This is a genomic window from Neobacillus camarae (genome assembly GCF_054950115.1).
Window position 1 is genome coordinate 320,863 of sequence record NZ_JBUCKX010000002.1, and the last position, 26,685, is coordinate 347,547.

Genomic DNA, 26,685 nt, shown 5'->3' on the forward strand with positions numbered 1-26,685 from the left:
CCCGCCAATCATATAATATGGAAATTCCCCGAATAAAATATTGCACACAATGCACGATTAATATTTAGCAAAGTTGTTATAGAATAGAGGAAAGGGGGAAGATACGATGCAGCACATCTTATTCGTATGCACAGGAAACACATGCAGGAGTCCTATGGCAGAAGCTATTTTGAAAAATAAAAACATAGACGGCATGGAGGTAAAGTCCGCCGGCATTTACGCGGCAAATGGCAGTGAGGCTTCTGCAAATGCTAAGCAGGTCATGGATAAAAACAAGATCCCCCATGACCACCGGTCGACGTTGCTGTCCGTTTCAGAAGTGGACTGGGCCGATCTCATTCTGACCATGACCACATCCCATAAATTCGCCATTCAACAACAATACCCAAGAGCCATCAACAAGGTGTATACCTTAAAGGAATTCACGGGCGAGGATTACGACCACGATGTCATGGACCCGTTTGGCGGCTCTGTCGGCGTCTACGAACAAACTTTCCAAGAGTTAGACCGGTTAATCGATCAGGCGCTGGAAAAATTGGCAGGCGAAAAGTTGTAAGCGCAGAAAAACAGCAAATGAAGTTGAAAACAATAGAAACCAGCCGTACACAGGCTCTCTGTCCAAAGAGGGCTTTTTTGTTTGCTTTTATCTTTATATTTTCATACGGGTATGTCAAAATTAAAGGCAGATTGTACTAGTTTGAGGAGGGTTATTTTATGAAAGTGGCTTTAGCTTCTGACCATGGCGGCGTCAATATCCGCAAGGAAATCGCCAGCCTGCTGGATGAACTGAATATTGCTTACGAAGATTTTGGCTGTGACTGCACCACCTCTGTAGATTATCCTGATTATGCCCTGCCTGTGGCCGAAAAAGTGGCCAGCGGCGAGTTTGACCGCGGCATCCTGATTTGCGGCACCGGAATTGGCATGACCATCGCGGCAAACAAAGTGAAGGGTATCCGTTGCGCGCTTTGCCACGATACTTTTAGTGCAAAAATGACCCGCGCCCACAATGACAGCAACATTCTCGCCATGGGTGAGCGGGTGGTGGGCCCAGGGCTTGCCAGGGAGATCGCCCAAGTATGGCTGACCGGGGAATTCGAAGGCGGCCGCCACGCCAATCGCATCGGAAAAATCACCGAATATGAGGAAAAGCACCTTTAGAAAGAAGGGTGACAAAACATGATTCAAGAATGGGAAAAACAACTGCAAGCAGTGTTAACCGAATATAACGAGCAAGTCTCCATAAAGCCGGGACAGCTCTTGGTAGTGGGCTGCAGCACAAGCGAAGTGGCCGGGGCCAAAATCGGAACCGCCGGCACCATGGAAGTCGCCGAAATGATTTTTAACGAACTGAAAAAATTTCAGTCGGAAACCGGCATCCAGCTTGCTTTTCAATGCTGTGAGCACCTAAACCGTGCGCTCGTGGTCGAACGCTCAACGGCCGAGCAGCGGGGCTTTGATGAGGTCACGGTGGTTCCTGTCCGGACCGCTGGCGGTGCGATGGCCACCTATGCTTATCAACACATGGCCGATGCCATTGTGGTGGAAACCATTAAAGCCGAAGCCGGCATCGACATTGGCAGCACCTTGATCGGCATGCACTTAAAACCTGTTGCCGTGCCGGTGCGCGTCAAACAGAAAACAGTCGGAAGGGCCTATGTGACCCTAGCTAGGTCAAGACCGAAACTTATCGGCGGTGAACGGGCTGTTTACCACCTTAATGACGAAAATTCTAGTTGCATCTAGTTAAAAATGTTCGGTTTTTGGTTTAAATTTGAATTTTCTGTCATCACCTTTTTTAAGAAAAACATGCTACAATAAAAAAGGAATTTTCAAACTGTTTAGTATACGCAACAAAATCAAAGGGGGATTATCATGAAGCATTTGTCTCAGTCTGACGAGCAGGTTTTTCAAGCGATCCAAAAAGAACTTGGCCGTCAACGCGCTAAAATCGAATTAATTGCCTCAGAAAACTTTGTCAGTGAAGCGGTAATGGAAGCCCAGGGCTCCGTTTTAACAAACAAATATGCAGAAGGCTATCCGGGACGCCGTTATTATGGCGGCTGCGAGTACGTCGACGTGGTCGAGGATTTGGCCCGCGACCGTGCGAAGCAAATTTTCGGGGCGGAACATGTCAATGTCCAACCGCATTCCGGCGCCCAAGCCAATATGGCGGTTTACTTCACTATTCTAGAGCAGGGAGACACAGTGCTCGGCATGAATTTATCCCACGGCGGCCACTTGACCCACGGCAGTCCGGTCAACTTCAGCGGTGTCCAATATAATTTCGTGGAGTATGGCGTCGATCAAGAAACTCACCGCATCGATTATGAAGATGTCCGTGCCAAAGCGCTTGAGCACAAGCCAAAGCTAATCGTTGCTGGCGCGAGCGCCTACCCGCGTGAAATTGATTTCGCTAAGTTCCGCGAGATTGCCGATGAAGTCGGTGCCTACTTGATGGTCGACATGGCCCACATCGCTGGACTGGTTGCGGCAGGCCTGCATCAAAGCCCCGTGCCTTACGCTGATTTTGTGACGACGACAACCCATAAAACATTGCGCGGACCACGTGGCGGGATGATTTTATGTAAAGAGGAATTCGGTAAGAAAATCGATAAATCCATTTTCCCTGGAATCCAAGGCGGACCGTTGATGCACGTCATCGCGGCCAAAGCGGTGGCTTTCGGTGAAGCGTTAACCGATGAGTTCAACGAATATGCTGGAAAAATTGTGGCCAATGCCAAACGCTTGGCGGAAAGCCTGCAAAAAGAAGGCATCACGCTCGTTTCCGGCGGCACGGACAACCACTTGCTGTTAATCGACCTGCAATCTCTTGGTTTGACAGGAAAAGTGGCAGAAAAAGTGTTGGATGATATCGGCATCACCGTCAATAAAAACACCATCCCATACGATCCGCAAAGCCCGTTCATTACAAGCGGCATCCGGGTTGGAACAGCAGCGGTGACCACTCGCGGCTTCGGCGCTGAAGAAATGGATGAGATTGCTTCAATCATCTCGTTCACTTTGAAAAACCATGAAGACGAGGCAAAACTGGAAGAAGCCCGCGCACGTGTGGATGCATTGACCAGCAAATTTGTCCTTTACCCAGAATATTAGAATAATCCTTCGAAGAATCGGCCTTACTATAATTGGTAGGGCCGTTTTTTTTTGAAAAAACAAACAAGTTCTATGGAGTTGCTCATTGAATCGTTTTTCTGTAAAATGAATCGAAGTGTATTTAGAGGTAAAATTTTAATATAAGGGGCGATTATTTTGGCTAAAGTATACGTCTTTGACCATCCGCTAATCCAGCACAAGCTGACTTACATACGCGATAAACATACCGGAACCAAGGATTTCCGCGAATTGGTCGATGAAGTGGCAACGTTGATGGCGTTCGAAATCACACGGGACATGCCGCTCGAGGACACGGAAATTGAAACACCGGTCAGTGTGACCAAATCGAAGGTTCTGTCCGGGAAAAAGATTGGCATTGTGCCAATATTGCGTGCCGGAATCGGCATGGTGGACGGGATTTTAAAATTAATCCCGGCAGCGAAAGTGGGACATATCGGTTTGTACCGTGACCCGGAAACGTTAAAGCCAGTGGAATATTATGTGAAGCTCCCAAGTGACGTAGAAGAGCGCGATTTTATCGTGGTTGACCCGATGCTTGCAACAGGAGGATCCGCAATTGAGGCGATCCACGGCTTGAAGAAGCGCGGCGCCAAAAATATCAAATTCATGTGTTTGATTGCAGCTCCAGAGGGCGTGGAGGCCGTTAAGACCGTTCATCCGGATGTGGATATCTATATTGCCGCGTTAGATGAAATGTTAAATGACCATGGTTACATCGTTCCAGGACTGGGCGATGCCGGCGACCGGTTGTTTGGAACAAAATAATGTTTGCTCGAGCCAGGCCGATGCCTGGCTTTTGTCATGTTAAGGCTGGGCGTTGATAAAGAGGAGAATTCGGTCGATAAACAAATAAGATGCGTTGATACACAGTTTAATTTGGTTGATAAACTAATCCAAGTGTAAAAAATAGCTCTCTTTAAAAATAAATGATGAAGAAGAAGAGCCAGGCTTATACCTAAAGCTGGGCGTTGATAAAGAGGAGAATTCGGTCGATAAACATTTAAATTTGGTCGATAAACAAATAAGATGCGTTGATACACAGATTAATTTGGTTGATAAACTAATCCAAATGTTAAAAATAGCTCTCTTTTTAAAAATAAATGATGAAGAAGAAGAGCCAGGCTTATACCTAAAGCAGGGCGTTGATAAAGAGGAGAACTCGGTCGATAAACATTTAAATTTGGTCGATAAACAAATAGGTTACGTTGATACACAGTTTAATTTGGTTGATAAACTAATCCAAGTGTGAAAAATAGCTCTCTTTAAAAATAAATGATGAAGAAGAAGAGCCAGGCTTATACCTAAGGCTGGACGTTGATAAAGAGGAGAATCCGGTCGATAAACTGTCAAGTTGGGTCGATAAACAAATAAGCTGCGTTGATACACAGTTTAATTTGGTTGATAAACTAAATCCAAGCCAAGTATTAAAAAATAAAAATAGCCCTCTTTAAAAGAACATAATGAAGAAGAAATTACCTCTGTGTAGATCCATACAGGTTATGTCGATGAAATTCCCCCGCATAGATCCCCCGCTACAGGAAAGACTGATGCTAAAAGGGGAACTTTTCACATGAAACTACTTCTAGCACTCCTTCTTGCAATTCAAACGGGCAACGTGTCGACGACAGCCAATCTAATCAAAACGGAGCCGCCCATCTCCATTAAAAGACCGTTAATCCACCCGCCGATACCCGCATCTACCCAGGACACCGTGGCCATCGTCATGCTGGACCGGCCCCAATCGGAACAGGAAATCCAACAGCTCATCAAACCCTATAAAAACATCAAACTGCGCCGGGTTTTTACAGAAGCCATCGACGGCTTCTCGGTCGAAGGCCCGCCAGAAACCATCGAGCGGCTCGCAGGACATAGGCCCATCCTACAAGTCTCGACAGTCAACGAATACCAAGCCGAAACCGAAGAAAGCGTCAAAATCATTGGCGGCGAAACCGTGCGCGGCTTTTTTGACCAAAACAACCAGCGGCTGACGGGAAAAGGCGTAACCGTGGCGGTCATCGACACGGGCGTCGACTATACCCATCCCGATCTAAAACGGAACTTTGCCGGGGGCCATGACCTCGTCGATAATGACCAAGACCCGATGGAGACCCTCACCCCCGGCAGGGCCACCCTCCACGGCACCCATGTCGCCGGCATCATTGCCGCCAATGGAAAAATCAGAGGCGTCGCTCCTGATGCCAAAATCATCGCCTACCGGGCACTGGGTCCGGGCGGCGGCGGAACAACGGAGCAAGTCTTGGCGGCAATTGAGGAAGCGATCAAAGATAAAGTTGATATCATGAACCTGTCGCTCGGCAATAGTGTCAACGGGCCGGACCTGCCGATCAGCATCGCCCTCAACCGCGCCGTAGACAAAGGCATTGTCGCGGTCGCAGCATCGGGAAATTCAGGACCAAATGTCTGGACCGTCGGTTCGCCCGGCACAGCAACCAAAGCAATCTCCGTCGGCGCCTCCACCCCCTTGCAAACCATTCCCTGGCTGACCGTATCTGGGGTGCGGGAAAAGTTTCGAATTGAGCCGTTGGAGGGTTCAGACACGTGGTCGGTTGACCGCTCATTGGATCTTGTGGACGGCGGAATCGGCCGGAAAGAGGACATCCACAATGCTGCCGGAAAAGTCGTGTTAATCAAACGCGGAACATTAACCTTTTCGGAAAAAGCGGAGAACGCCCGCGCCGCCGGGGCACGGGCAGTCCTCATTTACAATAATCTAAGCGGCAGCTTCATCGGCAACCTGGAAGCACCTGTGGACATACCGGTCGGGGCCCTATCCAAACACGACGGGGGAGTCCTCCACCAAATAATCACCAAGAGAAACACCCTGGCGCGAGTGGAACTGAAAGGGGAACAGGATTTATTGGCCGACTTCAGTTCCCGCGGCCCGGTCACTGGCAGCTGGGATATAAAGCCGGACATCTTGGCACCGGGGGTGGCCATCCATTCGACCATCCCGGGCGGGTACCTGTCGCTTCAAGGCACGAGCATGGCCGCGCCGCATATCGCCGGCGCCTGCGCGTTAATTAAACAGGCCCATCCCGATTGGACACCAGTGCAAATCAAGGCCGCGTTGATGAACACGGCCAAGCCCCTGGCCAAATCAAGCCAGCCCCAAACCCGAATCCATATCGGCGCAGGCCCCCTGTACCACACCTATGAGCAAGGGGCGGGCCGGGTTCAGGTCGATAAAGCGATTCAGGCGGCAACGCTGGTCACGCCAGGCAGCCTGCGGTTCGGCAAATTTTCGAACGGGGAAAACTCCCAAACCGCCAAATTGCTGGTGGAAAACATTAGTGGTAAGGAACAGAGATATTCCTTCTCACTCCCGCCCAACACAGACGGCCTCACGTGGAGGTTTCCAATGTCGTTTACCCTGGGGCCGCGCCAATCAAAAGAAGTCACTGTGGACCTGACCGTCGACCCGGAAATGTTCAAGCGGAAAATTCACGATGGCTATTTAACATTAAACGCTGGAGACAGCACCATCCATATCCCGTACTTATATGTACTGGAGGAACCAGGATATCCGAGGGTTATGGGGTTTGATTTTGCTCAAGGGGACAAGCCGGGCCATTACCGTTACGAAGCTTATCTGCCGGGCGGGGCAGAGGAATTTGGCATCGCCTTGTTTGACCCGGGCGATTACCGATTTATCGAGTTTTTGGATGCGCGGAAAAATGTCGGCCAGGGATTAATCCGCGTCGACCTCCCTCCTGAAAAGCTCCCTGCCGCAGGAACGTACCTTGTCAAGGTCTTTGCGAAAAAGGCAGGGAAAGAGGACTTCACGGAAGGCGTTATCGCTATAGAAAAATAGAAAAGACAAGCGTAAAAAACTATGCGAATTTATGGCATAGCTTTTTACGCTTTCTTTCTATAATAAAAGTTCATAAAATTGTACCAGTTGTACAATTAAAAATGTTCACAAAATAGACACAAAATGACCAAATTTTATCCACAGATTAAAATAAAATAAAAGTGTAAAATGTACGGATATCTGGAAAAGATTGTGGTTTTATTGCCTAAATTCATTGACATTGATAGGGGGCTATTGTATGCTAACATAGGGCGTCGATGATAAGGTTTTCAATTGTCGGAATCTTTATCTAAAGATAGTTTTTAAATGCCCTTAAAGGTATACATTTTCCTAGCATTCTCTTATGGCGAGGATGTGTTATGGTTGAGTCAAAATAACCGCAGCCCGTTCAAAGCGATGGCACTGATGAGCGCCATTACCTCCCAATTGGTAGGTTCCATCCTGATAGGTATTTTCGCAGGCAGATGGCTTGATCGGCATTGGGACACAGAACCAATTTTCTTAATAGTCGGACTCTTTATCGGTCTTGCTACAGGTACTTATGCCATGCTCCGTACCATCCGCGATTTCTACTCAGGAGAATAACTATAATGCCAGATTTCAGAACCATGTTCAATAGACAGCGGAAATGGATGTTTTATTTATTATCCATCTATGTCCTAGGCTGGGGATTTACATCATATCATACAATCTTTCTAGGATTGATTCTTGGGACATGCTTTGGTTACTTGAATCTATGGATGCTGGTGAGAAAGACTGAGAGTTTTGATAGAAAGGTTTCGCAGGGAAAAAAACCCCGCTCCCTTGGGTCGCTCTCGAGAATGGCTATGGCAGGAATCGCAGCGGTTATTGCGCTAAGGTACCCTGAACAATTTGATATGGTTAGTTTGGTAATAGGACTAATGACATCCTATATTGTCATTATGATAGATTATTTTTATCACGCAGTGAATGAACATAAGTGATTGGGAAGAGAGGTGAGTATACATGAATCACGAAGCTCCTGTGGTAGAATTTCTGGGTCTCTATTTTAACCTTGCCAACGTGTTAATGATAACAGTGGCAAGCGCCATCGTTTTTATCATTGCAATTCTTTCCACCCGTAAGCTGGCAATGAAACCGGCTGGGATGCAAAACTTCCTGGAATGGGTGATGGACTTCGTCAAAGGGGTCATCAACAGCACGATGGATTGGAAAGAAGGCGGGAGATTCCACATTCTTGGTCTGACATTGATAATGTATATTTTTGTATCCAATATGTTAGGTCTTCCATTTTCCATTGTTTTAAAAGGCAACCTATGGTGGAAATCACCAACGGCCGATCCAACCATAACGTTAACTTTAGCGGTTATGATTTTGGGGCTGACCCATTTTTATGGAATTAAGCTAAAAGGCATAAAAGAGTATACGGCTGGTTTCTTCAGTCCGATGAAGTTCTTGTTCCCATTGAAAATCATCGAAGAATTTGCCAATCCGCTGACTCTTGGTTTGCGTCTTTATGGTAACATTTACGCCGGTGAACTTCTTCTTTCTCTTCTAGCAGGAGGATTAGCGCACCAAGGCATTATTGGAACAATCGCAGCCATCCCGCTGACGTTGGCATGGCAAGGATTCTCTGTTTTCGTAGGCACCATCCAAGCCTACATATTCACTATGTTGACGATGGTTTACATGGCCCATAAAGTGAGTCATGACCATTAATAAAAACCCGTTCATTTATATGAACAATCTATACAAATAATATATGTATTTATACATTAAGGAGGAAAAAAGTAATGACAGGTTCAATTGGTATTTTAGCAGCAGCAATCGCAATTGGTTTAGCAGCAATCGGTGCAGGTATTGGTAACGGTCTTATTGTAGGACGTACAGTAGAAGGGATTGCCCGCCAGCCAGAAGCACGTGGATTACTTCAAACAACTATGTTTATCGGGGTAGCGTTAGTTGAAGCATTACCGATTATCGGCGTAGTTATCGCGTTCATGGTATTAAACCGATAGAATCAGGAAAATTCCAGATGGCGATGATCAGCAAATCCTCGCCATTACTTTATGCATTTTTCTAGCGTCAAGCAACTCTTGAAAGGAGTGAATCCGAGGTGTTAACAAGCAGTCTTGTACTAGGCGCAGCAGAACATGCCACGATCAATACCGGTGACATCGTGTTCCAGCTGCTCATGTTTATCATATTGCTAGCCTTGCTGAAAAAGTTCGCATGGGGTCCATTAATGGGCATCATGAAACAGCGTGAAGAACACATCAGCAGTGAAATCCAAGCCGCGGAAAACAGCCGCAAAGAAGCTGAAAAGATTCTTCAGGAACAAAGAAATCTTATTAAAGAAGCACGCAATGAAGCGGCAAGCTTGATTGAAAGCGCAAGAAAACAAGGCGATATCCAGCGGGAAGAAATCATCACGACTGCCCGTTCCGAAGCAGTGCGCTTGAAAGAAGCTGCCAAGGTGGAAATCGAGCAGCAGAAGGAAAAAGCAGTGGCGGCGATCCGCGAACAAGTCGCATCCTTGTCTGTCCTTATTGCCTCTAAAGTCATTGAAAAAGAACTTAGCGCAGCCGATCAAGACAAGCTCATTAACGAATATATTCAAGAGGCAGGAGATTTGTGATGAGTAACTCGTTGGCAGCGAAGCGTTACGCGTTAGCGCTATTACAAATTGCAAAAGAACAGCAGCTTCTTGAAACAATGAAAGAAGATCTTCGTGTAGTAAAAGAGGTTATTCAGTACACGCCTGAAGTATCAGCCGCGCTGCAATCATCCAAACTAACTTTGGTGCAAAAAAAGCAGCTGATCAGCAACTCGTTTGCTTCCGTAAACGTGTATGTGCTGAATACACTGTTACTATTAATCGAACGCCATCGCGAAGGAATCATTACGGAGTTGGCCGATGAGTTTTTGGAGTTGGCCAATGAAGAAATGGGAATCGCTGATGCAGTCGTGTACAGCACACGCACATTAAGCGATGCCGAGCGTGAAGCGTTATCCGCTGTTTTTGCCGCGAAAATTGGCAAAAAAGCATTAAATATCGAGAATATTGTAGATACCAATCTATTGGGCGGCGTACGCTTGCGGATTGGCAATCGAATTTATGATGGATCATTACGCGGCAAACTTGACCGCTTAGAACGTAAATTGTTGTTAAGCTAAGATTTGTAGATAGGGGTGAAACCATGAGCATCAAAGCTGAAGAAATCAGTTCCCTGATAAAAAAGCAAATTGAAAACTATCAGGCAGAAATACAAGTGACCGATGTGGGTACAGTTATCTCCGTTGGTGACGGTATCGCACGTGTCCACGGCCTCGACAACTGTATGGCCGGAGAACTTGTTGAATTCTCAAACGGCGTTATGGGTATGGCTCAAAACCTAGAAGAAAATAACGTCGGTATTATCATCCTTGGACCTTTCACCGAGATTCGCGAAGGTGACGAGGTTCGCCGTACAGGACGTATCATGGAGGTTCCCGTTGGTGAGGAACTGATTGGACGTGTTGTAAACCCACTAGGACAGCCAGTTGATGGCATGGGTCCGATCAATACAACGAAAACTCGTCCGGTTGAAGCAGTAGCACCAGGTGTTATGAGCCGTAAATCGGTTCATGAGCCGCTGCAAACTGGTATCAAAGCAATCGATGCCCTTGTGCCAATCGGCCGTGGACAGCGGGAATTAATCATTGGTGACCGTCAGACAGGTAAAACATCTGTCGCAATCGACACCATCTTAAACCAAAAAGGCCAAAACATGATTTGTATCTATGTGGCCATCGGACAAAAAGAGTCAACTGTACGTAACGCAGTTGAAACGCTTCGTAAGTTCGGTGCACTAGAATACTCAATCGTTGTAACAGCTTCTGCATCACAGCCAGCACCGCTACTATACTTAGCACCGTATGCAGGTGTATCAATGGCAGAAGAATTCATGTACAACGGCAAGCATGTCTTGATCGTATATGATGACTTATCGAAACAAGCTGCGGCTTACCGTGAGCTTTCCCTATTACTTCGCCGTCCTCCAGGTCGTGAAGCCTATCCAGGGGATGTATTCTACTTGCACAGCCGCCTGCTAGAGCGTGCTGCCAAATTGAGCGATGCACTTGGTGCCGGTTCCATTACAGCATTGCCATTTATCGAGACACAAGCAGGTGACGTTTCTGCTTATATCCCAACAAACGTTATCTCCATCACCGATGGACAGATCTTCTTGCAATCTGACCTGTTCTTCTCTGGCGTACGTCCAGCGATCAACGCCGGTTTGTCTGTATCCCGTGTAGGGGGTTCTGCGCAAATCAAGGCCATGAAGAAGGTTGCCGGTACATTACGTCTTGACCTTGCTTCCTACCGCGAACTTGAGGCATTCTCGCAATTCGGTTCTGACTTGGATAAAGCCACTCAAGCGAAATTGAATCGTGGTGCTCGTACCGTTGAGGTTCTGAAACAAGACCTGAACAAGCCAATCGCAGTTGAAAAGCAAGTTATGATCCTATACGCTTTAACACGCGGCTTCTTGGATGAGATTCCATTAGAGGACATCCGCCGCTTCGAAACGGAATTATATAACTGGTTAGACCACAACCGCAAAGAACTGTTAGACCAGATCACGACCACGAAGGATCTTCCTGCTGACAAGGATTTAGCAGATGCAATCAATGCATTCAAGAAGACTTTCGCTGTCTCTGAGTAATTTATGATCTAACAATTACAATGGCCAACCGTCGTGCGGCCGACCGCGCGGCGCTTGAGTCATACATTCTTTGAATGAGGGTGGTGAGAACCTATGGCTTCTTTACGCGATATTAAAAATCGGATAACTTCGACGAAAAAAACCAGTCAAATTACCAAGGCAATGGAGATGACCTCTGCGGCCAAATGGAACCGTGGCGTGCTGAATGCGAAAGCCTTCGTACCGTACATGGAAAAAATCCAGGAAGTCACCGCGTCGATCGCGATTGGCGCAGGCGGCGTGAATCATCCGATGCTGAAACATCGTCCGATCAAGAAGACAGGCTATGTCGTCATTACCTCTGACCGTGGACTGGCTGGAGCGTTTAACTCAAACGTCATCCGCCGGGTCCAGCAGGCAATCCAACAAAATCATAAATCCAATGATGAATTTGCGATTATTGCTATCGGCCGGGTAGGACGTGACTTCTTTGTGAAGCGCGGCTACAACGTCGTCCTTGACATTGTCGGGGTTTCCGACCAGCCAAACTTCCAGGACATTAAAGACATTACCAGCTCCACTGTTGGAATGTTTTCCGATGAAACCTTTGATGAACTCTATATTTACTATAGCCATTATATAAGCGCGATTTCTCAAGCTGTTACCGAGAAGAAGCTTCTCCCGCTGACAGAACTATCGACGTCCCACAAGCTCATGTCCTATGAGTTTGAACCGTCAGCAGAAGAGATTCTCGATGTCCTTCTGCCGCAATACGCGGAAAGCCTAATCTACGGTGCACTCCTCGACAGCAAAGCCAGTGAGCATGCTGCAAGGATGACTGCGATGAGAAACGCAACCGATAATGCGAACGAATTAATCCGCTCGTATTCACTAAGCTACAACCGCGCCCGCCAGGCCGCGATCACGCAGGAAATCACCGAAATCGTCGGCGGTGCGGCGGCGTTAGAATAATTTTAAAAAAGCTAGCCTTGTCCGGTGTTCGGGACGAAGTCCTGCGCCGGCTATCCGGTTTCTCGTCACTAGAACTGGATACAGGCCGCAATACTTAGTGGCGAACACGATACAAGGTTCGTTTTTCAAAAAATAGTTCGGATTCTCGAAATATAGTTCGGTATACAGTTTGCAACATTGTTAGGAGGGAAAACGATGAACAAAGGACGCGTTGTTCAGGTTATGGGTCCGGTTGTTGACGTGAAGTTTGAAAACGGTCAGCTGCCTGAGATTTATAACGCATTGAGAATTAATACAGAAGCGCGTAGTCAAGCGGAAGTTGCGATGAACTTAACCCTTGAAGTAGCCCTTCATTTAGGCGATGATACGGTTCGTGCCATCGCGATGTCTTCCACTGACGGTTTAACTCGTGGAGTGGAAGTAGAAGATACTGGTGCAGCGATTTCGGTACCGGTTGGGGAGCCAACTCTTGGCCGTGTATTTAACGTACTAGGCGAAGCGATTGACTTGAAAGAGGACGTGCCAGCTAGTGCCCGCCGTGATTCGATTCACCGTGAAGCACCAACTTTTGAAAACCTTTCTACGGAAGTAGAAATTTTGGAAACTGGTATTAAAGTAGTAGACTTGCTAGCTCCTTACATCAAGGGCGGTAAGATCGGACTATTCGGTGGTGCCGGTGTAGGTAAAACCGTATTAATCCAGGAATTGATCAATAACATCGCGCAGGAGCACAGCGGTATTTCTGTTTTTGCCGGCGTCGGTGAGCGTACGCGTGAAGGGAACGACCTTTACCACGAAATGACAGATTCAGGTGTTATCAAGCAAACAGCGATGGTATTCGGTCAGATGAATGAGCCGCCAGGTGCACGTATGCGTGTGGCCTTGACTGGTTTGACCATGGCTGAATATTTCCGTGATGAGCAAGGACAAGACGTGTTGTTCTTCATGGACAACATCTTCCGTTTCACACAAGCAGGTTCTGAGGTTTCTGCGCTGCTTGGCCGTATGCCATCTGCCGTAGGTTATCAGCCAACGCTTGCTACTGAAATGGGCCGTTTGCAAGAACGGATTACTTCTACTAATAAAGGTTCTGTTACATCAATCCAAGCGATTTACGTACCAGCCGATGACTATACTGACCCGGCTCCGGCTACGACTTTCGCTCATTTAGATGCAACAACAAACCTGGAGCGTAAACTTTCTGAGATGGGTATCTACCCAGCGGTGGACCCGCTTGCTTCGACTTCTCGTGCGCTGTCACCTGATATCGTTGGCGAAGAGCACTACAATGTGGCTCGTCAAGTGCAGGAAACATTGCAGCGTTACCGTGAGTTGCAGGATATCATCGCCATCCTTGGTATGGACGAGTTGTCTGATGAAGATAAGTTAGTCGTTGCTCGTGCCCGCCGGGTTCAAAACTTCTTATCGCAAAACTTCCACGTGGCTGAGCAGTTCACTGGCCAGCCAGGTTCGTATGTACCGGTTAAAGAAACTGTACGTGGCTTTAAGGAAATCCTTGAAGGAAAATATGACCACCTTCCAGAGGATGCCTTCCGTCTTGTCGGCCCAATTGAAGATGTGGTTGAGTCTGCAAAACGCATGGGTGTAGAGGTCTAATACCGCCAGGAGGGTAAAAAATGAAGACGATTAAAGTCAGTGTTGTTACTCCCGATGGCCCGGTGTACGAAGACGATGTGGAAATGGTGAGTACCAAGGCGAAGTCAGGAGAGCTTGGCGTTTTGCCAGGACATATCCCGATGGTGGCTCCACTGGAGATTGGTTCGGTCCGCCTGAAGAAGGACGGCAAGACGGAATATGTCGCTGTGAGCGGCGGTTTTCTAGAGGTCCGTCCAGATCAGGTGACGATTTTGGCACAGTCTGCTGAGAAAGCAGAAGAGATCGATATCGAACGCGCCTTGAGAGCGAAGGAGCGTGCCGAGCAGCGGATGAATGACCAAAAGGCTGAGCATTATGATTTCCGACGTGCCGAGTCCGCATTGCGCCGCGCCATCAACCGCCTTTCTGTTGCGGAAAGAAGATAAATATATACGAGTAAAAACCCCTCTGGGCTTACCCAGAGGGGTTTTTTCATGGATAGGAGAGAGGCGTTGATAAATAGGGGATTTGGGTTGATAAAGGGGTAGTTAACGTTGATAGAAGACTAACTGAGGTTGATAAAGGACCAGATTGGGTTGATAAGAGGCCAAGTTTGGTCGATAAACAAATGAAAGGGGAAAAAATTGCTCATTTTTAAGAGCGATTAACAAAGTGGATATTTCTCTGCAATGAACAGTTCGAGAACACTACAATAAAAAGTAACTATACTGCAGATGACTTTGCTAGAAGATAAATATGCTAACCCCTCTGGGTCTCCCCAGAGGGGTTTTTTCATGGATAGGAGGAGAAGCGTTGATAGATAGGGAATTTGGGTTGATAAAAGACTAATTTAGGTTGAAAAAAGATTAATTGAGGTTGATAAAGGACCAGATTAGGTTGATAAGAGGCCAAGTTTGGTCGATAAACAAATACAAGGACCTAAAATAAAAAATAGCTCATTTTAAGAAAGGTTCCAAAGTAGATATTTCTCTGCAATGAACAGTTCGAGAACACTACAATAAAAAGTAACCCAACTGCAGATTGCTAGAAGATAAATATGCTAACTCCTCTGGGTCTACCCAGAGGGATTTTTTTATGGATAGAAGGAGAAGCGTTGATAAAAAGGGAATTGAGGTTGATAAAAGAATAATTTAGGTTGAAAAAAGATTAATTGAGGTTGATAAAGGACCAGATTAGGTTGATAAGAGGCTAAGTTTGGTCGATAAACAAATAAAAGGGCCTATACGATTCCAGCACACACTCAAAAAAGCAAGCTAACTTCTGAGGATTTTGCTAAAATCCGAATGAAAATCGCACCCAAGAATAGGATAGTTGTAGGTAAGTTTCTGCTGACAAGTCTGGCTGGTGATGTTGGAGATCCAAAACCTAAAATGGGCCAAATTTTAGGTCAATTCGACTAATTTTTCGATAGTATTTTAGAGGAAAGTTGAGCTCAAAATAATTTTCCAATTTTAATATGGCGGGTTTGTCGACACAAGTTTGTAACAATGCTATAATGAATTCGGTTACAATATTCACTAGTTAGAAATATGAAAATATTCAACATTGGAGGGGATAGACATGGAACTTTTAAATGTATATCAGAATAATTATCTGATAGTTTTTGTGTTCCTATGTCTCGGTATTTTGCTGCCGGTGGTGGCGCTATTTTTGGGAAAGCTTCTGCGTCCTTTTAAACCTAGTGAGGCGAAGTATACCACATATGAAAGCGGTGTTGAACCATTTCACGATTCACGTGTACAGTTCAATGTCCGCTATTATATTTTTGCCCTGATGTTTGTAATTTTTGATGTAGAAACGGTGTTTTTATATCCATGGGCCGTTGCCTATGACAAACTAGGCATCTTTGCGTTAGTGGAAATGGTGATTTTCGTCATTATGCTGTTAATTGGCTTGGTCTATGCCTGGAAAAAGAAGGTGCTACGATGGATTTAAATTTGGATGGTATTTCAAATCTAGAAGCCGAAGAGTTAAAGAGAAATGTATTTATGACAACGCTGGAGCAGGTGAAGGGATGGGCGCGAAGCAGTTCCATTTATCCCGTAACATTTGGTCTGGCTTGTTGTGCAATTGAAATGATGGGCGTGGGTGCGGCCCACTATGACTTGGACCGGATGGGCTCGTTTTTCCGTCCGTCACCGCGGCAATCGGACTGCATGATTGTGTCCGGTACCGTTACGAAAAAAATGGCGCCATTGCTGCGCCGGATTTATGACCAAATGCCGGAGCCAAAGTGGGTTATCGCGATGGGCTCATGTGCGACCGCAGGAGGTCCGTACATTAAATCTTATTCTGTTGTTAAAGGGGTCGACCAAATCGTTCCGGTGGATGTGTACATCCCGGGGTGCCCTCCAAACCCAGCCGCGTTAATCTATGGAATTAACAAACTCAAAGAAAAAATCCGATACGAAGCGAAGACGGGGAAGAAGGTGATCTAGTCCATGAGTGAGGAGAAAGATCTCGAGCAACAAAAGCGGGAGGCGGCGGCCAAAGCGAAGGCGGAGGCATTGGCAAGACGCCAGGCAAGGCAGGCAGGGGAAGCTGCGCCTAAGAAGGAAGAGCCGGCCAAAGCGGAAGTGCCTAAAGAAGCGGCACCCCAAGCAGCCGAACCGCAAGAACAAACCCCAGCACCAGCGGGCGATGCGGATGATTTAGCAAAGAAAAAGGCAGCCGCGGCAGCCAAAGCGAAAGCAGCCGCGTTAGCGAAAAAGAAACGGGAAGGCATCGTGGAGGAGGAGCCGCCAGCCGAGGCACCGGCAGCCGCAAGCTCTGGTGAAGAGGATGACTTAGCAAAGAAAAAAGCAGCTGCAGCAGCCAAAGCGAAAGCAGCCGCGTTAGCGAAAAAGAAACGCGAAGGCATCGTGGACGAGGAGCCGCCAGCCGAGGCACCGGCAGCCGCAGGTTCTGGAGAAGAGGATGATGTAGCGAAGAAAAAAGCAGCGGCAGCAGCCAAAGCGAAAGCGGCCGCGTTAGCGAAAAGGAAACGCGAAAGCATTGCCGACGAGGAGCCGGCAGCAGAAACCGAAACCTCCGATGCGGATGAACTCGCCAAGAAAAAAGCGGCAGCTGTAGCGAAAGCCAAAGCAGCGGCAGCCGCCAAACGGAAGGCGATGGAGCTAGCAGGCGGAGATGCAGGATCGGACGAACCGGCAGCTGAAGCGGGAGACGATGCGAAAGCGAAGGCCGCCGCAGCCGCAAAAGCCAAAGCCGCAGCCGCAGCCAAGGCCAAAGCCGCAGCCGCAGCGAAAGCATCCCGTGAAGGCGGAGCAGCCGCAGATGGCGATGAAAAAGCCAAAGCCATTGCCGCAGCCAAAGCGAAAGCCGCCGCGGCCGCCGCAGCCAAAGCCAAAGCTGGAGGAGCCGCCAAAGGCGCTGCAGCAGCACCGACGGAACCGGCAAAACCATCCCCGAACCAGCCTTATTTGGATAAATATTTAAAAGTCATTGAAGAAAACATGGGTTCCGATGTTTTAGAAGATTCTTATATTAATAAACTATCGAAGGATGTTCCAACACTGGTTGTGAAGCGTGAATCCTACTTCAAACTGGCCCAATTTTTAAAATACAACGAACTGTTGGGATTTGACTATCTGTCAGAGCTGCATGGGACAGACTTCGAAACCCATATGGAAATTTATGTTCACTTATACTCATACAAAAAACGGCAATCTATCGCGGTCAAGGTAAAAATGGACCGGGACAATCCCGTCATCGAATCGTTGCAGCCGTTATGGGCAGGGGCCGACTGGCCGGAATGTGAAGCCTACGACCTGCTCGGCATCCGGTTTACCGGACACCCGAACCTGCACCGGATTTTCCTTGGCGAAGATTGGATCGGCTATCCGCTGCGCAAAGACTACGAGCCGTATGATGTGGAGGTGTAGTACATGATCAGAACAGAAGAAATGGTCCTGAACGTCGGCCCACAGCACCCGAGTACGCACGGGGTGTTCCGGCTCGTCGTCAAGCTGGACGGAGAAATCATTACCGAAGCTACACCGGTCATCGGATATTTGCACCGCGGGACTGAAAAAATAGCCGAAAACCTGCAATACACGCAAATTATTCCTTACACAGACCGGATGGATTACCTGTCCGCCATGACCAATAACTACGTCATCTGCCATGCCGTGGAAACGATGATGAACATCCAGGTGCCGGAGCGTGCCGAATACCTGCGCGTCCTCGCCATGGAATTAAACCGGGTTGCCAGCCACCTCGTCTGGTGGGGGACCTACTTGCTGGACCTTGGAGCGACTTCTCCGTTCATTTATGCGTTCCGTGAACGTGAAATGATTATCAATCTGTTAAACGAACTGTCCGGCGGACGTCTGACCTACAACTACATGCGGGTAGGCGGCGTGAAATGGGATGCGCCAGAGGGCTGGATTGAAAAAGTAAAAGAATTTGTTCCGTACATGCGCAAGCAGCTGGAAGGGTACCACAGCCTTGTGACCGGAAACGAGATCTTCCTGAACCGGGTCAAAGGCATTGGAAAGTATACGAAGGAAGATGCGCTGAATTACTCGCTCTCCGGCACCAACCTCCGCTGTACCGGCGTCAAATGGGATTTGCGCAAAGACGAGCCGTATTCGATTTATGACCGGTTTGACTTCGATGTCCCGACAAGGGATAGCGGCGATGCTTGGGCGCGGTACCAATGCCGGCTCGCAGAAATCGGCGAATCGTTAAAAATTGTGGAGCAGGCCGCTGAACAATTCCCGCAAGACGGGGGAATTTTAGCCAAGGTGCCAAAAATCATCAAAGTGCCAAAAGGGGAGGCCTATGTCAGAATCGAGGCGCCACGCGGCGAAATCGGCTGTTATATCAACAGCGACGGGAAAAAAGAGCCGTACCGCTTGAAATTTAGAAGGCCATCTTTTTATAACCTGCAAATCCTTCCCAAGCTATTAAAAGGCGAAAACATCGCCAACATGGTCACCATTTTGGGAGCCATTGATATCGTACTGGGAGAGGTGGATGGCTGATGGTACAAGATCTGCTGCATACGAGTCCTGGCTGGGGACAATTTATCTTCTTCTTTATTACCGGGCTCGTATTGTTATTAGTCGTATTGGGCTTTGTTACATTCTCCATCCTGGCCGAGCGGAAGGTCATGGGGTTCATGCAAAACCGGATCGGCCCAAACCAAGTCGGCGGCCGCTGGGGCTTGCTTCAGACCGTTGCTGACGTCTTAAAGCTTTTGTTAAAAGAAGATATTATCCCGAAAGTGGCGGATAAGCCCTTATTCATATTGGCACCAGTGATTGCCTTTGCGCCGTCGTTTATGGTACTGGCCGTTATTCCGTTTACCGACAAGTTTCAATTTGCCGACCTGAATGTCGGACTGCTCTATTATGTAGCGATTTCCGGATTGACTGTTTTCGGTATCCTGCTGGGCGGCTGGGCGTCCAACAACAAGTACTCCCTGCTGGGCGGGGCAAGGGCGACCGCACAAATGATTTCCTATGAAATCCCGCTCGTTATGTCGGTGCTCGGGATCATCCTGTTAACTGGAAGCTTGAACTTAAATGACATTGTTCATGCGCAAGAAAAAGCCTGGTTTATCCTGCTGCAGCCGATTGGATTTATCATTTTCCTAATTGCGTCTACCGCAGAGCTGAGCCGGACACCGTTTGACTTGCCAGAATCAGAGTCAGAACTCGTGGCTGGTTATCATACCGAATACACTGGTTTCCGCTGGGCCTTCTTTATGCTTGCTGAATATGTGTATTTATTTGCCATGACAGGACTGATTACGGTATTATTCTTTGGCGGCTGGCTGCCATTGTTTGGCTTCTTAGGATTTATCCCAGGTTCCGTCTGGTTCGCACTCAAGTTTTGTGTCGTGCTGTTTATCTATCTTTGGTTCCGCAGCACGTTCCCGCGGATGCGTGCCGACAAACTGATGGAATTCGCATGGAAAGTGTTGATGCCAATCGCGATTGGCAATATCATGTTAACCGCCTTAATCAAATCGTTATTTTTCTAAAAATAAGTGCTGTTCATATCTGGAGCGGACACGAGACACGGGATTTATTTTTAAAAAGGGGTGAAAAACTTGCTAGGATTAACGAAAGGTTTGAAGTATACCCTGAAGCAGTTGACTCGGGAGCCGGTAACGTATGATTATCCGAACGAACCGCTGCCGCTGCCGGACCGGTTCCGCGGCATTCAAAAGTTTTATCCGGAAAAGTGTATTGTCTGCAATCAATGCGCCAATATTTGCCCGACAGATTGCATCCAGCTGACGGGTAAAAAACATCCGGACCCGACGAAGAAAGGGAAAATCATCGATACCTACGACATCAATTTCGAGATTTGTATCCTCTGTGATTTATGTACCGAGGTGTGCCCGACTGAGGCCATCGTGATGACGAATAACTTTGAACTCGCGGAATACAGCCGCGATATGCTGTTTAAGAATCTGGAATCATTGGATGAAAACGACGAAAACATACGGCAGGTGAACAAACCATGACCTTTACCGGCGAGTTTCTCGCATTTATGATACTGGCCTTGGTGGCCATTATCGGCGGGGTCCTGCTGTTGAACCTTACTAAAGTCGTTCACATGGTCGTCGCCCTGATTTTTACCTTCATCAGCATTGCTGGAATTTATGTGCTGCTGTCGGCCGAGTTTGTCGCTGCCGTGCAGATTCTCATCTATTCCGGGGCGATCACAATTATCATGCTGTTTGGCATCATGCTGACGCGGCCATACGACGAAAGTGAGGAAAAAACAAGCAGGTGGCGAAAAGCGTTCCTGTTCTTGGGGGTTGTCGGATTTGGTTTCGCAGTTTATATCGGCATATACCACTCCCCAATCGATCAAGTGCCATCGACACTGCATGAAAACAATCCGATGCAAATCGGAAAAGCAATTTACGGCAAATACTTGATTCCGTTTGAATTTATGTCGGTGTTATTGTTAATTGCCTTGATTGGTGCCATTATTATGGCCAAACGTGAAGACAAGGAGGCGGACAAATCATGAGTTCGATTCCCGTTTCAGCCTTCCTGGCATTGGCGTTGATTTTATTTTGCATCGGACTTTACGGTGCGCTGACCAAAAGAAACACAGTCATTGTGCTGATTTCAATTGAGTTGATGCTGAATGCCGTCAATATTAATCTCGTAACCTTTAGTAAGTATGGCGCAGCGCCTTCGATTGACGGCCAGGTGTTTGCCCTGTTTGCGATGGCGGTTGCCGCAGCCGAAGCGGCTGTAGGACTGGCCATTTTGATGGCTCTGTATCAAAGAAAGAAAACCGTCCATGTCGATGAAATGGACGAAATGAAACATTAAATCTGGGTGGTGCCGGGAGTAAATGCCGGACACGACCAATAACCAGAATGTCGGGCGGAAAAAGGGCCGCCAGACGACTAAAACCGTGGTGCCAAAGCTGATACAGGCTGGACACCAACGAAATTTGAAACATAACCATGGTGCCAAACACCAAAGATGTCCCGGAATGAATCGGGTGATGTCTGGCACGGAGGGGGAAAGATGATGGAAAATGCATGGCTCATACCGCTTTTCCCGCTTGTTTCTTTTGTGATCCTTCTTCTATTCGGCAAGCGATTAAAGGAAGCGGGCGCCTATGTCGGGATACTCCTGACGCTTGCATCGCTGGTTTACTCGATATTGGTTTTATTCGAGCGCTTCACGGAGCCAAGCTACATCGAAAAATTCGAATGGCTCACGATAGGAGATGTGTCGCTGACTGCGGGTTTTGAAGTCAATCAGTTAAATGCATTAATGCTGGTGATTGTATCGCTCGTAAGTTTTTTAGTACATACCTACTCCAAAGGCTACATGCATGGGGACGAGCGGTTTCCGGTATTTTACGCTTATTTAGGATTATTCACGTTTGCCATGCTCGGACTGGTGATTTCACCAAACTTACTGCAAACCTATATCTTCTGGGAGCTGGTCGGTCTCGGTTCCTTCCTGTTGATCGGGTTTTATTTTTACAAAGAAGAAGCCAAGGCTGCGGCGAAAAAAGCATTCATCATGACGCGGATCGGCGACGTCGGCTTGTTTATCGGCATGATTCTGCTGTTCTGGAAAACGGGATCGTTTGAGTACAGCGAAATCTTCTCAGCCGTCGAAGCGGGCGGGATTTCGCAAACGATGATTACGTTAACCGCCATTCTGATCTTTGTTGGCGCAGTTGGTAAATCGGGTCAGTTCCCGCTGCACACCTGGCTTCCGGATGCGATGGAAGGCCCGACCCCAGTGTCGGCATTAATCCACGCCGCCACCATGGTCGCCGCCGGTGTATACTTGGTTGCCACGATGTTCCCGCTGTTTGCAGCGAGCAAGACCGCGCTGTTGACGGTAGCCATTATCGGTGCGTTTACGGCCATCTTTGCGGCCAGCATTGGCTTGGTGCAAACGGATATCAAACGGGTGCTCGCGTACTCGACCGTCAGTCAGTTGGGTTACATGATGCTCGCGCTCGGTTCTGCCGGTTATGTGGCTGGTGTGTTCCACCTGATGACCCATGCGTTCTTTAAGGCCTTGCTGTTCTTGGCCGCCGGATCCGTGATTCACGCGGTCCACACGCAGAACATTGAGGAAATGGGCGGGCTTTGGAAAAAATTAAAATGGACCGCGCCGCTGTTCTTGATCGGCACACTGGCAATCAGCGGGGTACCATTGTTATCAGGTTTCTTCAGTAAAGACGAAATATTAGTCGCCGCATGGGAAGGCGGACATCCAATCCTATTCCTGTTGGCGCTTATTGCGGCCTTCATGACAGCTTTCTACATGTTCCGGTTGTTCTTCCTGGTGTTTACCGGCGAAGCGCGCGGCGGACAAAAGAATGTTCACGAATCGCCTGCTAGCATGACCCTGCCTATGCTGGTGCTGGGTGTGCTGGCTGTCATTTCCGGCTATGTGAATACCCCATGGTTCGGCTCGTTCCTTGGCGATTGGCTGGTCGATGGCAATGAGAGACTTGGCCATGCCCATGTCGAAGGCCCAATCTGGATCATGATTGCCGCCACTGTTGTATCCTTGGCTGGCATCTACCTTGCTTGGCTGATTTACGGCAAGAAAAGCGTGTCCCGCAGCTGGCTCAGCGGTACGGGCGATACGCTGCACACGATTTTACTCAACAAATATTATGTGGACGAATTTTATCAAATGACTGTGGTCGCCGTGGCTAAGGGCATCAGCTATTTTCTTAGATTCATTGATGTCTTCCTGGTCGAAGGGATTGTCAAAGGAGTGGCTGGGTTTATCCAAGGCCTTGGCGCTACCGGTTCCAAGCTGCAAAACGGACAGGTGCAAACCTACGCGGCCGTTGCCTTTGTCGGCCTTGCCATCTTAACAGTCATCTTTGCGTTAACAGGGGGGTATTTACAATGAATTTAGGATGGGCACTGACACTGCTTGTATTATTCCCGCTGTTAGGCATCATCGTGTTGGCAGTCATGCCAAAAACGGCTGAAAAATCCATCAAACTGGTCGGCTTCCTGGCCACCCTGCCGTCGCTATTGCTGGCGTTGGCAGCCTATCTCCATTTTAAGTGGGGCAAGGATTTGGCGGATTTCTCTGTCGCGCATGACTGGATTCAATTCCGCGGTATGAACGCAGACGAACCGTATTTTTCCGTCAACTTCGAGCTTGGATTAAGCGGTTTTCAACTGATATTGGTTGTGTTGACCGCCGTTGTTGCCACACTGGCGGCGATTGCTTCCAATTATGTGAAGAAGGAATGGAAAGGCTACTACATGCTGTTCTTGCTGCTTGAAACCGGCATGCTCGGCGTGTTTACAGCCGAAAACTTAATTCTATTTTTCTTATTTTTCGAGATTACCTTGATTCCAACGTTCTTCCTGATCGGGAAGTGGGGTTATTTTGAAAAAGAAAAAGCAGCCTACAGCTTCCTGATCTACAACGGACTGGGTTCCGCTGTCCTGCTGATTGTGATCATGATTTTGTTTGCTAAAACAGGCACGACCAATATAGAAATGTTAAAAAGTATCGTGGCTGATCCAAGCGCACCATTATCAGGCGACCTCAAGCTCGGTTTGTTCATCGCTCTGCTAGTCGCCTTTGGGGTCAAGCTGCCGATCTTCCCGCTGCACAGCTGGATGTTGAAGGTGCACGTTCAGGCACCGCCGGCAGTGGTCATGATTCACTCTGGTATTCTTTTAAAAATTGGCGCCTACGGACTCATCCGGTTCGGCCTGGGGATTTTTCCGGCACAGTTTGAAAAATTGGCCACGCTCCTGGCGATTCTCGGAGTCATTAATCTGCTTTACGGCGCATTTCTGGCGTTCATCCAGACCGACTTCAAAATGGTCTTGGCCTACTCCTCGATATCCCACATGGGAATCGTGCTGATTGGCCTCGCCGCCATGAACGAAGCTGGCGTGCAAGGGGCGATCTTCCAAGTCATCTCTCACGGATTGATTTCAGCGTTGTTGTTCTTCTTGGTGGGCGTGCTGTACGAGCGGACCGACACCTCGTTGATCGGAAACCTTGGCGGCCTCGCAAAAGGCATGCCGGTGGCGGCAGGGTTCCTGTTGGCCGCGGCGATGGCCTCACTAGGCTTGCCGGGCATGTCCGGATTCGTCAGCGAGTTTATGGCATTCCTTGGCTTGTTTAAGGAACTGCCATGGCTGGCTGCGATTGGAACCATCGGCATCATCATGACGGCTGCCTACCTGCTTCGCGCCGTGCTCGGCATGACATTTGGCCAGGCACACCGCGAATTTGCCGGAACAGTGGACTTGAAGGGTGTCGAGTATGTCCCGGTCATTGTGTTAACGTTCTTGATTGTAGTAATTGGTGTTTACCCAAGTGTCCTAAGCGCGCCGCTTCAAGCCACACTTGAGACTATCATGCTTGGGTTGGGAGGGTGATGAAGGATGAGTGATACAATTCAATCAATCAACTGGAGCATTTTGACACCGGAGTTCATCATCCTTGCGGTCATTGCCATTCTGATTTTACTAGACTTATTTATGCCAAAAACATTAAGCCGGAAGATTCTCGGCTGGATCGGCATTGCCGCGGTTTTGGCTGCCCTGATCGTGACGCTCAGCATGGCCGGTGATCCGGTAAAATCAATCTTGAACAATACGTTCCGGGTTGACAGCTTTGCCATCGCGTTTAAAGCCTTGCTGCTCGGAGGCGCGGCGCTGGTGCTGCTTTTAGCCACCAGTTATGAAACAAAGGACGGTTTGGAACGGTACGAAGCGGAGTTTTATTATATCTTCCTGTCCGCCTTGCTCGGCGCGATGGTGATGACATCAAGCGGCGACTTGGTCACGCTGTATGTCGGCCTCGAGTTATTGTCGATTCCTTCCTATATCTTGGCGGGAATGCGCAAATTCGATTCGAAGTCGAATGAGGCAGCGATGAAATACGTCATCAGCGGCGGGATTTCATCGGCGATTGCCCTGTTCGGAATGAGTTATGTGTACGGCATCGCCGGTTCGACCGACCTGCTTACGATTGCATCCAATTTGTCTATGTTAGCCGATGGCCAGCAAGCCTACCTGCTCGGCTTGGCCTTCTTAATGATTTTTGTCGGCTTGGCGTTTAAAATCTCGGCCGCCCCGTTCCATATGTGGGCACCGGACGTTTACCAAGGCGCTCCGACACCGGTCACAGCATTCTTGAGCGTGGTATCGAAGACAGCCGGCTTTGTGATTCTCATCCGTGTTCTATTGACGGTATTCGGCGCGGCGGCCTCCAACGGACCGAATTCGCTGCCGATTATCATGAACATGCAGGATTACATCGCCTTCCTGGCGGGAGCGACGATGATTATTGGAAACGTGGTCGCCTTGAAGCAAACGGATATTAAGCGGATGTTCGCTTATTCTAGTATCGCCCACGCCGGTTACCTGTTGGTGGCGGTGACGTCATTATCGGCCAATATGTTTTATTCTATTTGGTTCTACCTGCTGGCTTACCTGTTGATGAACTTGGGCGCTTTTGCCGTCATCCAGGTGGTCTCGGAAAAAGCAGGCTCGACCAAGATTGCTGATTTTGCAGGACTTTACCGCCGCTCGCCGGTTTTGGCTGTGGCGATGGGAATTTTGCTGATTTCCTTGGCAGGTTTCCCTGGAACAGCCGGGTTTATCGGCAAATTGAACATTTTTGCCGGGGCTTTTGCCGCGGAACCGCATTATGTGCTCGCGTCCGTAATGATCGCGACCACGGTTGTGTCGTATTTCTACTATTTCGGCGTGATGACGCAAATGTTCTTCCGCCCGGCGCAGGATGAAAGTAAATTAAACCTCCCATTTGGAATCATTATTGTCCTGATTGTTGCAGTGGTGGGGTCGATCTTGTTTGGAATTTTGCCAAACATTGCGCTCGACTTTATGAGCAACCATCTCGATATCCTGAACGATTTCTTTGGATCCTGATACAGGCTTTTGGGGGAAAGTCCGTATCGGGAAGTCATAAGGCTGGCTGTTTCTGGGGG

General features: G+C 48.2%; 27 protein-coding genes. All 27 read left to right on the forward strand.

Translation table 11 applies throughout. From position 1 onward, the window contains the following. Nucleotides 1-106 precede the first annotated feature (106 nt). On the forward strand, nucleotides 107-556 hold the full coding sequence (locus ACY8D0_RS09260; protein WP_462410227.1) for a low molecular weight protein arginine phosphatase: 450 nt from the start codon (nucleotides 107-109) through the stop codon (nucleotides 554-556). Between the two features lie 158 nt (nucleotides 557-714). Next, nucleotides 715-1,161, forward strand: a complete 447-nt coding sequence (gene rpiB / locus ACY8D0_RS09265) for a ribose 5-phosphate isomerase B (RefSeq protein ID WP_462410228.1) — start codon at nucleotides 715-717, stop codon at nucleotides 1,159-1,161. A gap of 18 nt (nucleotides 1,162-1,179) precedes the next feature. Next, a complete protein-coding gene (locus ACY8D0_RS09270) occupies nucleotides 1,180-1,746 on the forward strand; it encodes a TIGR01440 family protein (RefSeq protein WP_462410229.1) in 567 nt (188 codons plus the stop codon). Between the two features lie 129 nt (nucleotides 1,747-1,875). Next, nucleotides 1,876-3,117: a serine hydroxymethyltransferase gene (locus ACY8D0_RS09275; RefSeq protein ID WP_462410230.1), complete on the forward strand. Its 1,242-nt coding sequence runs from the start codon at nucleotides 1,876-1,878 to the stop codon at nucleotides 3,115-3,117. Between the two features lie 156 nt (nucleotides 3,118-3,273). Continuing rightward, complete coding sequence (gene upp, locus ACY8D0_RS09280) at nucleotides 3,274-3,903, forward strand: uracil phosphoribosyltransferase (RefSeq protein ID WP_462410231.1); 630 nt, start codon at nucleotides 3,274-3,276, stop codon at nucleotides 3,901-3,903. Nucleotides 3,904-4,708: 805 nt separating this feature from the next. Beyond that, a complete protein-coding gene (locus ACY8D0_RS09285; protein WP_462410232.1) occupies nucleotides 4,709-6,970 on the forward strand; it encodes a S8 family serine peptidase in 2,262 nt (753 codons plus the stop codon). 396 nt (nucleotides 6,971-7,366) lie between these two features. Beyond that, nucleotides 7,367-7,555 carry an AtpZ/AtpI family protein gene (locus tag ACY8D0_RS09290; RefSeq protein WP_462411335.1) on the forward strand — a complete coding sequence of 63 codons (189 nt, stop codon included), beginning with the start codon at nucleotides 7,367-7,369 and terminating at the stop codon, nucleotides 7,553-7,555. 5 nt (nucleotides 7,556-7,560) lie between these two features. Next, the gene (locus tag ACY8D0_RS09295; RefSeq protein ID WP_462410233.1) at nucleotides 7,561-7,935 is read left to right on the forward strand and encodes an ATP synthase subunit I; all 375 of its coding nucleotides are present in this window, start codon (nucleotides 7,561-7,563) and stop codon (nucleotides 7,933-7,935) included. A 22-nt stretch (nucleotides 7,936-7,957) separates the two neighbouring features. Beyond that, a complete protein-coding gene (gene atpB, locus ACY8D0_RS09300) occupies nucleotides 7,958-8,671 on the forward strand; it encodes a F0F1 ATP synthase subunit A (protein WP_462410234.1) in 714 nt (237 codons plus the stop codon). Nucleotides 8,672-8,757: 86 nt separating this feature from the next. After that, complete coding sequence (gene atpE, locus ACY8D0_RS09305; protein ID WP_042463793.1) at nucleotides 8,758-8,970, forward strand: F0F1 ATP synthase subunit C; 213 nt, start codon at nucleotides 8,758-8,760, stop codon at nucleotides 8,968-8,970. A gap of 98 nt (nucleotides 8,971-9,068) precedes the next feature. After that, nucleotides 9,069-9,590 carry a F0F1 ATP synthase subunit B gene (gene atpF / locus ACY8D0_RS09310; protein ID WP_462410235.1) on the forward strand — a complete coding sequence of 174 codons (522 nt, stop codon included), beginning with the start codon at nucleotides 9,069-9,071 and terminating at the stop codon, nucleotides 9,588-9,590. Continuing rightward, nucleotides 9,590-10,129, forward strand: a complete 540-nt coding sequence (locus ACY8D0_RS09315; protein WP_462410236.1) for a F0F1 ATP synthase subunit delta — start codon at nucleotides 9,590-9,592, stop codon at nucleotides 10,127-10,129. The genes atpF and ACY8D0_RS09315 overlap by 1 nt, the downstream gene beginning before the upstream one ends. A 23-nt stretch (nucleotides 10,130-10,152) precedes the next feature. Beyond that, a complete protein-coding gene (gene atpA / locus ACY8D0_RS09320) occupies nucleotides 10,153-11,661 on the forward strand; it encodes a F0F1 ATP synthase subunit alpha (protein ID WP_462410237.1) in 1,509 nt (502 codons plus the stop codon). Between the two features lie 93 nt (nucleotides 11,662-11,754). After that, a complete protein-coding gene (atpG, locus tag ACY8D0_RS09325) occupies nucleotides 11,755-12,612 on the forward strand; it encodes an ATP synthase F1 subunit gamma (protein WP_462410238.1) in 858 nt (285 codons plus the stop codon). A 195-nt stretch (nucleotides 12,613-12,807) separates the two neighbouring features. Further along, nucleotides 12,808-14,229 (forward strand): F0F1 ATP synthase subunit beta, encoded by a 1,422-nt coding sequence (gene atpD / locus ACY8D0_RS09330; RefSeq protein ID WP_462410239.1) that lies wholly within the window; start codon nucleotides 12,808-12,810, stop codon nucleotides 14,227-14,229. 20 nt (nucleotides 14,230-14,249) lie between these two features. Further along, nucleotides 14,250-14,654, forward strand: coding sequence for a F0F1 ATP synthase subunit epsilon (locus tag ACY8D0_RS09335; RefSeq protein WP_462410240.1), 405 nt, complete (start codon nucleotides 14,250-14,252; stop codon nucleotides 14,652-14,654). A 1,135-nt stretch (nucleotides 14,655-15,789) separates the two neighbouring features. After that, a complete protein-coding gene (locus ACY8D0_RS09340; RefSeq protein ID WP_462410241.1) occupies nucleotides 15,790-16,164 on the forward strand; it encodes an NADH-quinone oxidoreductase subunit A in 375 nt (124 codons plus the stop codon). Beyond that, nucleotides 16,155-16,667 carry a NuoB/complex I 20 kDa subunit family protein gene (locus ACY8D0_RS09345; RefSeq protein WP_462410242.1) on the forward strand — a complete coding sequence of 171 codons (513 nt, stop codon included), beginning with the start codon at nucleotides 16,155-16,157 and terminating at the stop codon, nucleotides 16,665-16,667. The genes ACY8D0_RS09340 and ACY8D0_RS09345 overlap by 10 nt, the downstream gene beginning before the upstream one ends. 3 nt (nucleotides 16,668-16,670) lie before the next feature. After that, nucleotides 16,671-18,113: an NADH-quinone oxidoreductase subunit C gene (locus ACY8D0_RS09350; protein ID WP_462410243.1), complete on the forward strand. Its 1,443-nt coding sequence runs from the start codon at nucleotides 16,671-16,673 to the stop codon at nucleotides 18,111-18,113. 3 nt (nucleotides 18,114-18,116) lie between these two features. Beyond that, nucleotides 18,117-19,217: an NADH-quinone oxidoreductase subunit D gene (locus ACY8D0_RS09355; protein WP_462410244.1), complete on the forward strand. Its 1,101-nt coding sequence runs from the start codon at nucleotides 18,117-18,119 to the stop codon at nucleotides 19,215-19,217. After that, on the forward strand, nucleotides 19,217-20,221 hold the full coding sequence (nuoH, locus tag ACY8D0_RS09360) for an NADH-quinone oxidoreductase subunit NuoH (RefSeq protein WP_462410245.1): 1,005 nt from the start codon (nucleotides 19,217-19,219) through the stop codon (nucleotides 20,219-20,221). Before ACY8D0_RS09355 ends, nuoH begins: the two co-directional genes overlap by 1 nt. 69 nt (nucleotides 20,222-20,290) lie before the next feature. Then, the gene (nuoI, locus tag ACY8D0_RS09365) at nucleotides 20,291-20,710 is read left to right on the forward strand and encodes an NADH-quinone oxidoreductase subunit NuoI (RefSeq protein WP_462410246.1); all 420 of its coding nucleotides are present in this window, start codon (nucleotides 20,291-20,293) and stop codon (nucleotides 20,708-20,710) included. Beyond that, nucleotides 20,707-21,225: an NADH-quinone oxidoreductase subunit J gene (locus tag ACY8D0_RS09370; RefSeq protein WP_462410247.1), complete on the forward strand. Its 519-nt coding sequence runs from the start codon at nucleotides 20,707-20,709 to the stop codon at nucleotides 21,223-21,225. The genes nuoI and ACY8D0_RS09370 overlap by 4 nt, the downstream gene beginning before the upstream one ends. Next, nucleotides 21,222-21,536: an NADH-quinone oxidoreductase subunit NuoK gene (gene nuoK / locus ACY8D0_RS09375; RefSeq protein ID WP_462410248.1), complete on the forward strand. Its 315-nt coding sequence runs from the start codon at nucleotides 21,222-21,224 to the stop codon at nucleotides 21,534-21,536. Before ACY8D0_RS09370 ends, nuoK begins: the two co-directional genes overlap by 4 nt. Before the next feature lie 201 nt (nucleotides 21,537-21,737). Then, nucleotides 21,738-23,606: an NADH-quinone oxidoreductase subunit L gene (gene nuoL / locus ACY8D0_RS09380; RefSeq protein ID WP_462410249.1), complete on the forward strand. Its 1,869-nt coding sequence runs from the start codon at nucleotides 21,738-21,740 to the stop codon at nucleotides 23,604-23,606. Further along, on the forward strand, nucleotides 23,603-25,108 hold the full coding sequence (locus ACY8D0_RS09385) for an NADH-quinone oxidoreductase subunit M (protein WP_462410250.1): 1,506 nt from the start codon (nucleotides 23,603-23,605) through the stop codon (nucleotides 25,106-25,108). Before nuoL ends, ACY8D0_RS09385 begins: the two co-directional genes overlap by 4 nt. Before the next feature lie 6 nt (nucleotides 25,109-25,114). Beyond that, nucleotides 25,115-26,626, forward strand: coding sequence for an NADH-quinone oxidoreductase subunit NuoN (gene nuoN / locus ACY8D0_RS09390; protein ID WP_462410251.1), 1,512 nt, complete (start codon nucleotides 25,115-25,117; stop codon nucleotides 26,624-26,626). Nucleotides 26,627-26,685 lie beyond the last annotated feature (59 nt).

What these genes read in the sequence shown, in the direction of transcription:
- ACY8D0_RS09350 (WP_462410243.1), top strand. Translation starts at nt 16,671, where the DNA reads ATGAGTGAGGAGAAAGATCTCGAGCAACAAAAGCGGGAGGCGGCGGCC.
- atpB (WP_462410234.1), top strand. Translation starts at nt 7,958, where the DNA reads ATGAATCACGAAGCTCCTGTGGTAGAATTTCTGGGTCTCTATTTTAAC.
- ACY8D0_RS09295 (WP_462410233.1), top strand. Translation starts at nt 7,561, where the DNA reads ATGCCAGATTTCAGAACCATGTTCAATAGACAGCGGAAATGGATGTTT.
- ACY8D0_RS09335 (WP_462410240.1), top strand. Translation starts at nt 14,250, where the DNA reads ATGAAGACGATTAAAGTCAGTGTTGTTACTCCCGATGGCCCGGTGTAC.
- ACY8D0_RS09260 (WP_462410227.1), top strand. Translation starts at nt 107, where the DNA reads ATGCAGCACATCTTATTCGTATGCACAGGAAACACATGCAGGAGTCCT.
- ACY8D0_RS09275 (WP_462410230.1), top strand. Translation starts at nt 1,876, where the DNA reads ATGAAGCATTTGTCTCAGTCTGACGAGCAGGTTTTTCAAGCGATCCAA.
- atpD (WP_462410239.1), top strand. Translation starts at nt 12,808, where the DNA reads ATGAACAAAGGACGCGTTGTTCAGGTTATGGGTCCGGTTGTTGACGTG.
- ACY8D0_RS09355 (WP_462410244.1), top strand. Translation starts at nt 18,117, where the DNA reads ATGATCAGAACAGAAGAAATGGTCCTGAACGTCGGCCCACAGCACCCG.
- nuoL (WP_462410249.1), top strand. Translation starts at nt 21,738, where the DNA reads ATGATGGAAAATGCATGGCTCATACCGCTTTTCCCGCTTGTTTCTTTT.
- ACY8D0_RS09315 (WP_462410236.1), top strand. Translation starts at nt 9,590, where the DNA reads ATGAGTAACTCGTTGGCAGCGAAGCGTTACGCGTTAGCGCTATTACAA.
- ACY8D0_RS09340 (WP_462410241.1), top strand. Translation starts at nt 15,790, where the DNA reads ATGGAACTTTTAAATGTATATCAGAATAATTATCTGATAGTTTTTGTG.
- atpG (WP_462410238.1), top strand. Translation starts at nt 11,755, where the DNA reads ATGGCTTCTTTACGCGATATTAAAAATCGGATAACTTCGACGAAAAAA.
- nuoH (WP_462410245.1), top strand. Translation starts at nt 19,217, where the DNA reads ATGGTACAAGATCTGCTGCATACGAGTCCTGGCTGGGGACAATTTATC.
- ACY8D0_RS09285 (WP_462410232.1), top strand. Translation starts at nt 4,709, where the DNA reads ATGAAACTACTTCTAGCACTCCTTCTTGCAATTCAAACGGGCAACGTG.
- atpA (WP_462410237.1), top strand. Translation starts at nt 10,153, where the DNA reads ATGAGCATCAAAGCTGAAGAAATCAGTTCCCTGATAAAAAAGCAAATT.
- nuoK (WP_462410248.1), top strand. Translation starts at nt 21,222, where the DNA reads ATGAGTTCGATTCCCGTTTCAGCCTTCCTGGCATTGGCGTTGATTTTA.
- rpiB (WP_462410228.1), top strand. Translation starts at nt 715, where the DNA reads ATGAAAGTGGCTTTAGCTTCTGACCATGGCGGCGTCAATATCCGCAAG.
- ACY8D0_RS09290 (WP_462411335.1), top strand. Translation starts at nt 7,367, where the DNA reads ATGGCACTGATGAGCGCCATTACCTCCCAATTGGTAGGTTCCATCCTG.
- nuoN (WP_462410251.1), top strand. Translation starts at nt 25,115, where the DNA reads ATGAGTGATACAATTCAATCAATCAACTGGAGCATTTTGACACCGGAG.
- ACY8D0_RS09385 (WP_462410250.1), top strand. Translation starts at nt 23,603, where the DNA reads ATGAATTTAGGATGGGCACTGACACTGCTTGTATTATTCCCGCTGTTA.
- ACY8D0_RS09270 (WP_462410229.1), top strand. Translation starts at nt 1,180, where the DNA reads ATGATTCAAGAATGGGAAAAACAACTGCAAGCAGTGTTAACCGAATAT.
- ACY8D0_RS09345 (WP_462410242.1), top strand. Translation starts at nt 16,155, where the DNA reads ATGGATTTAAATTTGGATGGTATTTCAAATCTAGAAGCCGAAGAGTTA.
- ACY8D0_RS09370 (WP_462410247.1), top strand. Translation starts at nt 20,707, where the DNA reads ATGACCTTTACCGGCGAGTTTCTCGCATTTATGATACTGGCCTTGGTG.